Consider the following 7,692-nt stretch of genomic DNA (forward strand, 5'->3'; position numbering starts at 1 on the left):
CCGTAACAATGGACTGTGATCTCTCCGGTCTCCCCGATGCCCCGGAGCGCCCACCGGCACAAGCCGGAGGCGACTCCCTACGTCGACCTCACCCGTGCCGAGTGGAGCGCGCTGCGCGAGAAGACGCCGCTGCCGCTGAACGCCGAGGAGGTCGAGAAGCTGCGCGGTCTGGGCGATGTCATCGACCTCGACGAGGTGCGGGACATCTATCTCCCGCTCTCCAGACTGCTGAATCTGTACGTCGGTGCCACGGACGGGCTGAGAGGGGCGCTCAACACCTTCCTCGGCGAGAAGGGCTCGCAGTCCGGCACCCCGTTCGTGATAGGCGTGGCGGGGTCGGTCGCCGTCGGGAAGTCCACCGTCGCCCGCCTGCTGCAGGCCCTGCTCTCCCGCTGGCCCGAACACCCGCGCGTCGAACTCGTGACCACCGACGGCTTCCTGCTCCCCACCAAGGAGCTGGAGGCACGCGGCCTGATGTCGCGGAAGGGCTTCCCCGAGTCTTACGACCGCCGTGCCCTGACCCGGTTCGTCGCCGACATCAAGGCGGGCAAGGACGAGGTCACCGCCCCCGTCTACTCCCACCTCATCTACGACATCGTCCCCGGCCAGAAGCTCACGGTCCGCCGCCCCGACATCCTCATCGTCGAAGGCCTGAACGTGCTGCAGCCCGCCCTGCCGGGCAAGGACGGCCGCACCCGCGTCGGCCTCGCCGACTACTTCGACTTCAGCGTGTACGTCGACGCCCGCGCCGAGGACATCGAGGCCTGGTACCTCAACCGCTTCCGCAAGCTGCGCGCCACCGCCTTCCAGAACCCCTCCTCGTACTTCCGCAAGTACACCCAGGTCTCCGAGGAGGAGGCTCTCGACTACGCCCGCACGACCTGGCGGACCATCAACAAGCCCAACCTGATGGAGAACGTGGCCCCCACCCGCGGCCGCGCCGCCCTCGTCGTCCGCAAGGGCCCGGACCACAAGGTGCAGCGCCTCAGCCTGCGCAAGCTGTAGTCCCGTATCCGCAGCGGCCGTTCGGGACAGCCCTTAGTCTGCGCGGCATGCTGCATCTTCGTCTGATCACCCCGGCCGAACGGACCGACGAGGTGGTGCGCCTGATCGGGCGTACGGTCGGCACCACCCATCTCGTCGTGCTGCCGGGCGCCGCCCGCGACCCGGCCGGTGACGTCGTGATGTGCGACGTCGCGCGCGAGGCGGGTGACGAACTGATCGGTGCGCTGCGGGAGTTCGACCTCGACCGGACCGGCTCGATCGCCGTCGAGAACATCGACCTGTCGCTCTCCAGCCGCGCCGACCGGGCCGAGGAGGACGCACCGGGCGAGGGGACGGACGCGGTGCTGTGGGAGCACCTGGCGGACGCCTCGCACGAGGAGTCGACGCTCAGCGTCACCTATGTGGCACTGCTAGCGGTCGCGACCATGCTCGCGGCCTGCGGTGTGATGCTCGACAACGCGATCCTGATCGTCGGCGCGATGGCCGTGGGACCGGAGTTCGGGCCGCTCGCCGGGATCTCGACGGCGCTGGTGCGGCGCGCCCCGCACCTGGTGTGGCGGTCCCTGTGGGCGCTGCTCGCGGGATTCGCCCTCGCCATGGTGCTGACCGCGGGCTTCAGCCTGCTCCTCGACGGCCTGGGCCTGTTCGAGAAGGCGATGGTGGAGGCGCCCCGGCCGAACACGGCCTTCATCTGGAAGCCCGACTGGATGTCCTTCGTCGTGGCCTTCCTCGCCGGGATCGCCGGCACCCTGTCCCTCACGTCCGCGAAGTCGGGCGCGCTGATCGGCGTCGCGATCTCGGTGACCACGGTGCCGGCGGCGGCGAACGCGGCGGTCGCCCTCAGCTACGGGGACTACTCCCAGACCTGGGGCTCCACCTGGCAGTTGCTGGCCAACCTGGGCGGCATCGTGCTCGCGGGCACGCTCACCCTGCTCGCCCAGAAGTGGTTCTGGGCGAGACAGCGTGGCGTGACACCCGGACCCGCTTAGCCGAGCGAGGACTTCACGGCGTCCGCGAGCCGTCCGGCCACCGACCGGGCGTGGTCGATGTCGGCGGCCTCGACCATGACCCGCACGAGCGGCTCGGTGCCGGAGGGACGCAGCAGCACCCGACCGGTGGAGCCGAGTTCCCGCTCGGCCTCGACGACCGCGGCCGCCAGCTCGGCGGAGCTGTTCACCCGCGACCGGTCGACGTCGGGGACGTTGATGAGGACCTGCGGCAGCCGCTCCATGACGGACGCGAGGTCCTGGAGCGTACGGCCCGTCTGGGCGACCCGGGCCGCCAGCATCAGACCGGTCAGCGTGCCGTCGCCGGTCGTGGCGTGGTCGAGGATGATCACGTGACCGGACTGCTCGCCGCCGAGCGCGTAGCCGTGCTGCTTCATCTCCTCCAGGACGTAGCGGTCACCGACCGCGGTCTGGATGAGGGCGACGCCCTCGCGCTCCATGGCGAGCTTGAAGCCCAGGTTGGACATGACCGTCGCGACAACGGTGTCGGAGCGCAGTGCGGAACGCTCCCGCATCGCCAGCGCGAGCACGGCCAGGATCTGGTCGCCGTCCACCTCGGCACCCGTGTGGTCCACGGCGAGGCAGCGGTCGGCGTCACCGTCGTGCGCGATGCCGAGATCGGCGCCGTGCTCGACGACGGCGGCCTTGAGGAGGTCGAGGTGCGTGGAACCGCAGCCGTCGTTGATGTTCAGGCCGTCCGGGGCGGTACCGATCGTGACGATCTCCGCGCCGGCCCGCGCGAACGCCTCCGGGGAGACCCGGGCGGCGGCACCGTGCGCCTCGTCGAGCACGACCTTGAGACCGTCGAGACGGTTCGGGAGCACACCGATCAGGTGGGCGACGTACTGGTCGAAGCCCTCGTCGTACGAGCGCACGCGCCCGACGCCCGAACCCGTCGGCCGGTCCCACGGAGCGCCGGTGCGGTGCTCGTCGTAGACGGCCTCGATCCTGTCCTCCAGCTCGTCGGCGAGCTTGTGCCCACCGCGGGCGAAGAACTTGACGCCGTTGTCCGGCATGGCGTTGTGGCTGGCCGAGAGCATCACACCGAGGTCGGCACCCAGCACACCCGTGAGGTACGCCACCGCGGGGGTCGGCAGCACACCGACGCGCAGGACGTCCACACCCGCGCTGGCCAGGCCCGCGACCACGGCGGCCTCCAAGAACTCCCCGGACGCGCGCGGGTCCCGCCCGACCACTGCCACCGGCCGGTGGCCCTCGAACGTACCCGCCTCGGCCAGCACATGCGCCGCCGCGACGGAGAGGCCGAGCGCGAGCTCGGCCGTCAGATCCGCGTTGGCGACACCGCGCACGCCGTCCGTGCCGAAGAGTCGTCCCACTGGTGTCCTCCTGATGATGCTCAGTATTCGGAAGTCATCCGATCATGCAAGCCTTTGAGCGCCTTGTGCCGTTATACGCCCTGGGCTGGTGATAAACGAACGCCCCGACGGCACACAGCGTGCCGCCGGGGCGAACGGTCGTACGACTACCAGCAGGCGGTGATTAACGCTTGCTGTACTGCGGAGCCTTACGGGCCTTCTTGAGACCGGCCTTCTTGCGCTCGACCGCACGGTCGTCGCGCTTGAGGAAGCCGGCCTTCTTCAGCGCCGGGCGGTTGTTGTCGACGTCGGCCTCGTTCAGCGCGCGGGCGACACCGAGACGGAGCGCACCGGCCTGACCGGAGACGCCGCCACCCGAGATGCGGGCGATGACGTCGTAGCGGTTGTCGAGCTCGAGCACCTTGAAGGGCTCGTTGACTTCCTGCTGGTGCACCTTGTTGGGGAAGTAGTCCTCAAGGGTGCGACCGTTGATCTTCCACTTGCCGGTGCCCGGGACGATCCGGACGCGGGCGATGGCGTTCTTGCGACGGCCCAGGCCGGCGGCCGGCTGGGGGTCGCCGAAGCGGCCGGCCAGCGACTCCGAGGTGTACTCGCCCTCGACGGGGACCTCGGACTCGGTGGTGTAGTTCTCGATGTCGACGAGCTCAGTCTCTTCGACCGGCTGCTCAACGGTGGTCTCGGCCACGATTCTCCTCAGATTCTTTTTCGTCTTAGGGGGTGGCCGGAACTACTGCGCGACCTGGGTGATCTCGAACGGGACCGGCTGCTGCGCAGCGTGCGGGTGGTTCTCGCCCGCGTAGACCTTCAGCTTCGAGAGCACCTGACGGCCCAGGGTGTTCTTCGGAACCATGCCCTTGATGGCCTTCTCGACGGCCTTCTCGGGGTTCTTCGCCAGCAGCTCGTCGTAACGGACGGAGCGCAGACCACCCGGGTAACCGGAGTGGCGGTACGCCAGCTTCTGGGTCTTCTTGTTGCCGGAGAGGTGCACCTTGTCGGCGTTGATGATGATGACGAAGTCACCAGCGTCGACGTGGGGCGCATAGATCGGCTTGTGCTTGCCCCGCAGGATGTTCGCTGCAGTGGTCGCCAGACGACCCAGGACGACATCCTGGGCGTCGATGACGTACCACTGGCGAGTGATGTCGCCGGGCTTGGGGCTGTACGTACGCACGGTCGTAGCCTTCGCTTCTTCAGTGAGTGGGTCCTGACATGGCCACCACGGACGATCACGACAGCCCTGACCGCACCTCGGTGACGCATACCGAGTGCTGGTCGCTGGTCATCGGCCCCGGTGGACCGGTGTAAGGGCCCCTCACGTGAGAATGAGCAAGCCAATACACATAACGAACTGCAAGAGTACCCGCGCTTCCCCGGACGGGTCAAAACGCGGCTCTTGCGGCGGGCGTCGCGGGCGGTCGTCCAGGCGGATGGATACACCCTCGGCTCCGGGCGCTGCGCGCCTCGAGGCCTCTCCCGGCCGCACGGCCGCCGCTGCGGCCCGCGATACCAGCCTAAGCCAGTCCAGGAAGAGGCGCCGCGCCGAAGGCCCGGCGTCCGTGTGAGGAACCCCACGCGATCCGCCTCCGCGTCACGCTCTCCGCCCCGGCGCGCCACCACGAGGCATGACGTACCAAACACCCGGAGATATCAGATTTGCCCGTACGCGGTCAGGTCACACTAGGGGCTCAGGTATCCCCCGGTGCGGAACGACAGCCCCCAACGCCCGTCTAAGATGCGGCCCATGAGCTATGGGCAGGGTGGGCAGGGGGAGCCCCCGTGGGATCCGTGGAAGCCTGGTTCTCAGCAACCCGACTGGGGCAGCGGGAGCCGGACTCCGGACTGGGCGGCACTGGCCGAGGCGTCCGAGACGCGCAACAAGCGCCGCAGGCTGCTGGTGATCGGCGGCTCGGCGATCGCCACGCTCGCGGTCGGCGCTGCCGTCGCCGTGGCCGTCGTCTCCGCGAACGGCGACAACACGCCGTCGAACCAGGCCGGCAAGCTGCCCGGCACCACGGCCGTCCCGAGCGACACCACCGCTCCGGCGCCCTCGTTCGCGCCGACCTCGGCCCCTCCGCCGCTGGATCCGACGGACTTCATATCCAGCGTCAAGAAGGACACCGCTCCGCTCAGCCCGGACATCCTCTTCCCCGGCTCGCAGCTGACCATGGGTGACCGCGTCTACCGCAAGGGTCCGACCGCCTCGACGACGAAGTGCGCGACGGGCGTGCAGAAGACCCTCCCCAAGGCCCTCACCGACAACGGCTGCACCCGGCTGATGCGCGTCACGTACAGCAAGGATGGCGTCGCCGTGACCGTGGCCGTCGCGGTGTTCGACACCCAGGCCCAGGCGGCCAAGGCGATCTCCCAGACGGACAAGAAGAGCATCATCGTCTCGCTGCCCGGCCAGGGCGTCGCCACCTTCTGCCGCACGGCGGTCTGCCGCTCGACGAGCAACTCCTACGGCCGCTACGCCTACTTCACGCTGGCCGGCTTCACCAACGGCAAGGACGTGACGACCAAGAGCGCCGAGGTCTTCACCACCGGCAACGACCTGGCCGAGTTCACCTTCCGCCAGATCCGCCGCCGCGGCGAGGCACAGGCGTCGTCGGCGGCCAACCGGTAGTCACCGGCCGGCCGCCGCGGGTGGACCGGGCCGCACCCGGCCACCGCGTACCGGCCGGCCGCCCGTGCGGCCCGCCGGAGCGGCCTAGCAGGCGTCACACCCCGGCGCCCCCGGCAGCGTCCGCTTGTTGCGCGCCTCCTTGTTGCGCGCGGCCAGCAGCTCGTCGGCGGGATAGCCGACCTCCTCCAGCGTCAGCCCGTGCGGCCGTACGACATGGACGGCCGAGTCCCGCACGCCGGCGGCCAGCACCTTGCCGGGCCACTCGGGCCCGCGGTGCCCGTCCCCGACGAACAGCAGCGCCCCGATCAGCGACCGCACCATGTTGTGGCAGAAGGCGTCGGCGCGGACGGTCGCGGTGATGATCCCGTCGTCCCCGCGCACCAGGCTCAGCTCCTGGAGCGTACGGATGGTCGTCGCACCCTCGCGCTTCTTGCAGTAGGCCGCGAAGTCGTGCTCGCCGACGAGCCGGGCCGCCGCCTCGTTCATGGCGTCGACGTCCAACGGCCAGTCGTGCCACAGGACGTGATTGCGCAGCAGCGGATCCACACCCCCGGCGTGGTCGGTGACGCGATACGCGTAGCGCCGCCAGACCGCCGAGAAGCGCGCGTTGAACCCGGCGGGCGCCTCGGCCAGGGACCACACCCGTACGTCCTTCGACAGCCGCCCGGCCAGCCGCTTCAGCAGCTTCTCCCGGTGTTCGGCCCACAGCTCCGCCGGCAGGTCGACGTGCGCCACCTGCCCGCGCGCGTGCACCCCGGCGTCGGTGCGCCCGGCGACGGTCAGCTCGTACGTCGTGTCCTTCGTCCGGGTCACCGTCCGCAGCGCGTCCTCGATGTCACCCTGGACCGTCCTGCGGCCACTGGCCTGCTTCGCCCACCCCGAGAACGCGCTCCCGTCGTAGGACAGGTCCATCCGTACCCGTACGAACCCGGGCTCCGCTTCGTCACTCACTCCTGGATCCTCTCAAGCCCGGCTTCCCCGCCGGAACGCGAGAGCGGGCCCGCCCCGAAGGGACGGACCCGCTCACAGCAAGGCAGTGCCTCAGGCGTCCTTCGACTCCTCGGCGGGAGCCTCGGTGGCGTCCTCGACCTTGGTGTCCTCGACCTTGGCCGGAGCCTCGGCGTCCTTGGCGGAACGCTTGGTGGCCGCCTCGGCCTCACCGGTGGCCTGCTGGGCCACGGTCAGGGCCTCCACCAGCTCGATGACGGCCATGGGCGCGTTGTCGCCACGGCGGTTACCGATCTTGGTGATACGGGTGTAGCCACCCGGGCGGTTCTCGTAGCGCGGGCCGATCTCGGTGAAGAGCGTGTGCACGATGCTCTTGTCCGTGATCACCGAGAGCACCTGGCGGCGGTTGTGAAGGTCACCCTTCTTCGCCTTGGTGACCAGACGCTCCGCGTACGGGCGCAGGCGACGGGCCTTCGCCTCGGTGGTGGTGATGCGGCCGTGCTCGAAGAGCGACTTCGCGAGGTTCGCGAGGAGCAGCTTCTCGTGCGCGGCGCTGCCGCCCATACGGGCACCCTTGGTGGGCTTCGGCATGGTGTTTCTCCTAGGTGTCTGCCCCGGCCGTATCAGGTACCGAAGTCAGTGTCCGAGCGGGCGATTGCCCGTCGGAGATCCGGGGGGGGCGATGGGGGGGGCCGCGGGGCTACATAGCCCCGGGGGGGCGGCGCGAGAGCTGCCCTCAAATCCGAGCCCACCCGCCACAAAACAACGAGGC

8 protein-coding genes are annotated in these 7,692 nt (G+C 69.7%); 3 read left to right on the forward strand and 5 right to left on the reverse strand.

Features of this window, described 5'->3' with window-relative positions; translation table 11 throughout:
- Positions 1-36 precede the first annotated feature (36 nt).
- Together coaA and ACFV2J_RS18350 are read left to right on the forward strand one after the other, a co-directional pair.
- Positions 37-1,005, forward strand: a complete 969-nt coding sequence (gene coaA / locus ACFV2J_RS18345) for a type I pantothenate kinase (protein WP_168529681.1) — start codon at positions 37-39, stop codon at positions 1,003-1,005.
- Positions 1,006-1,052: 47 nt separating this feature from the next.
- Positions 1,053-1,994: a DUF389 domain-containing protein gene (locus tag ACFV2J_RS18350; protein WP_385085995.1), complete on the forward strand. Its 942-nt coding sequence runs from the start codon at positions 1,053-1,055 to the stop codon at positions 1,992-1,994.
- On the opposite strand, the gene glmM is transcribed toward ACFV2J_RS18350, so the two are convergent.
- The 3 genes from glmM to rplM form a co-directional block, all read right to left on the reverse strand.
- Complete coding sequence (gene glmM, locus ACFV2J_RS18355) at positions 1,991-3,349, reverse strand: phosphoglucosamine mutase (protein WP_385085997.1); 1,359 nt, start codon at positions 3,347-3,349, stop codon at positions 1,991-1,993. The two genes, ACFV2J_RS18350 and glmM, sit on opposite strands and share 4 nt — an antisense overlap.
- 163 nt (positions 3,350-3,512) lie before the next feature.
- Complete coding sequence (gene rpsI / locus ACFV2J_RS18360) at positions 3,513-4,034, reverse strand: 30S ribosomal protein S9 (RefSeq protein WP_060895271.1); 522 nt, start codon at positions 4,032-4,034, stop codon at positions 3,513-3,515.
- 42 nt (positions 4,035-4,076) lie between these two features.
- Positions 4,077-4,520, reverse strand: coding sequence for a 50S ribosomal protein L13 (rplM, locus tag ACFV2J_RS18365; protein ID WP_168529673.1), 444 nt, complete (start codon positions 4,518-4,520; stop codon positions 4,077-4,079).
- Positions 4,521-5,090: 570 nt separating this feature from the next.
- Here rplM and ACFV2J_RS18370 point away from each other — a divergent pair.
- Entirely contained in the window at positions 5,091-5,972 is an 882-nt protein-coding gene (locus ACFV2J_RS18370) for a hypothetical protein (protein ID WP_385086000.1), read from the forward strand.
- A gap of 84 nt (positions 5,973-6,056) precedes the next feature.
- On the opposite strand, the gene truA is transcribed toward ACFV2J_RS18370, so the two are convergent.
- Both truA and rplQ read right to left on the reverse strand, forming a co-directional pair.
- A complete protein-coding gene (gene truA, locus ACFV2J_RS18375) occupies positions 6,057-6,923 on the reverse strand; it encodes a tRNA pseudouridine(38-40) synthase TruA (protein ID WP_385086002.1) in 867 nt (288 codons plus the stop codon).
- A gap of 90 nt (positions 6,924-7,013) precedes the next feature.
- Positions 7,014-7,511: a 50S ribosomal protein L17 gene (gene rplQ / locus ACFV2J_RS18380; RefSeq protein WP_385086004.1), complete on the reverse strand. Its 498-nt coding sequence runs from the start codon at positions 7,509-7,511 to the stop codon at positions 7,014-7,016.
- Between the last annotated feature and the right edge of the window lie 181 nt (positions 7,512-7,692).

It is taken from the genome of Streptomyces sp. NPDC059668, assembly GCF_042734135.1.
Taxonomy (GTDB): domain Bacteria; phylum Actinomycetota; class Actinomycetes; order Streptomycetales; family Streptomycetaceae; genus Streptomyces.

What these genes read in the sequence shown, in the direction of transcription:
- rplQ (WP_385086004.1), bottom strand. Translation starts at nt 7,511, where the DNA reads ATGCCGAAGCCCACCAAGGGTGCCCGTATGGGCGGCAGCGCCGCGCAC.
- ACFV2J_RS18350 (WP_385085995.1), top strand. Translation starts at nt 1,053, where the DNA reads ATGCTGCATCTTCGTCTGATCACCCCGGCCGAACGGACCGACGAGGTG.
- coaA (WP_168529681.1), top strand. Translation starts at nt 37, where the DNA reads ATGCCCCGGAGCGCCCACCGGCACAAGCCGGAGGCGACTCCCTACGTC.
- ACFV2J_RS18370 (WP_385086000.1), top strand. Translation starts at nt 5,091, where the DNA reads ATGAGCTATGGGCAGGGTGGGCAGGGGGAGCCCCCGTGGGATCCGTGG.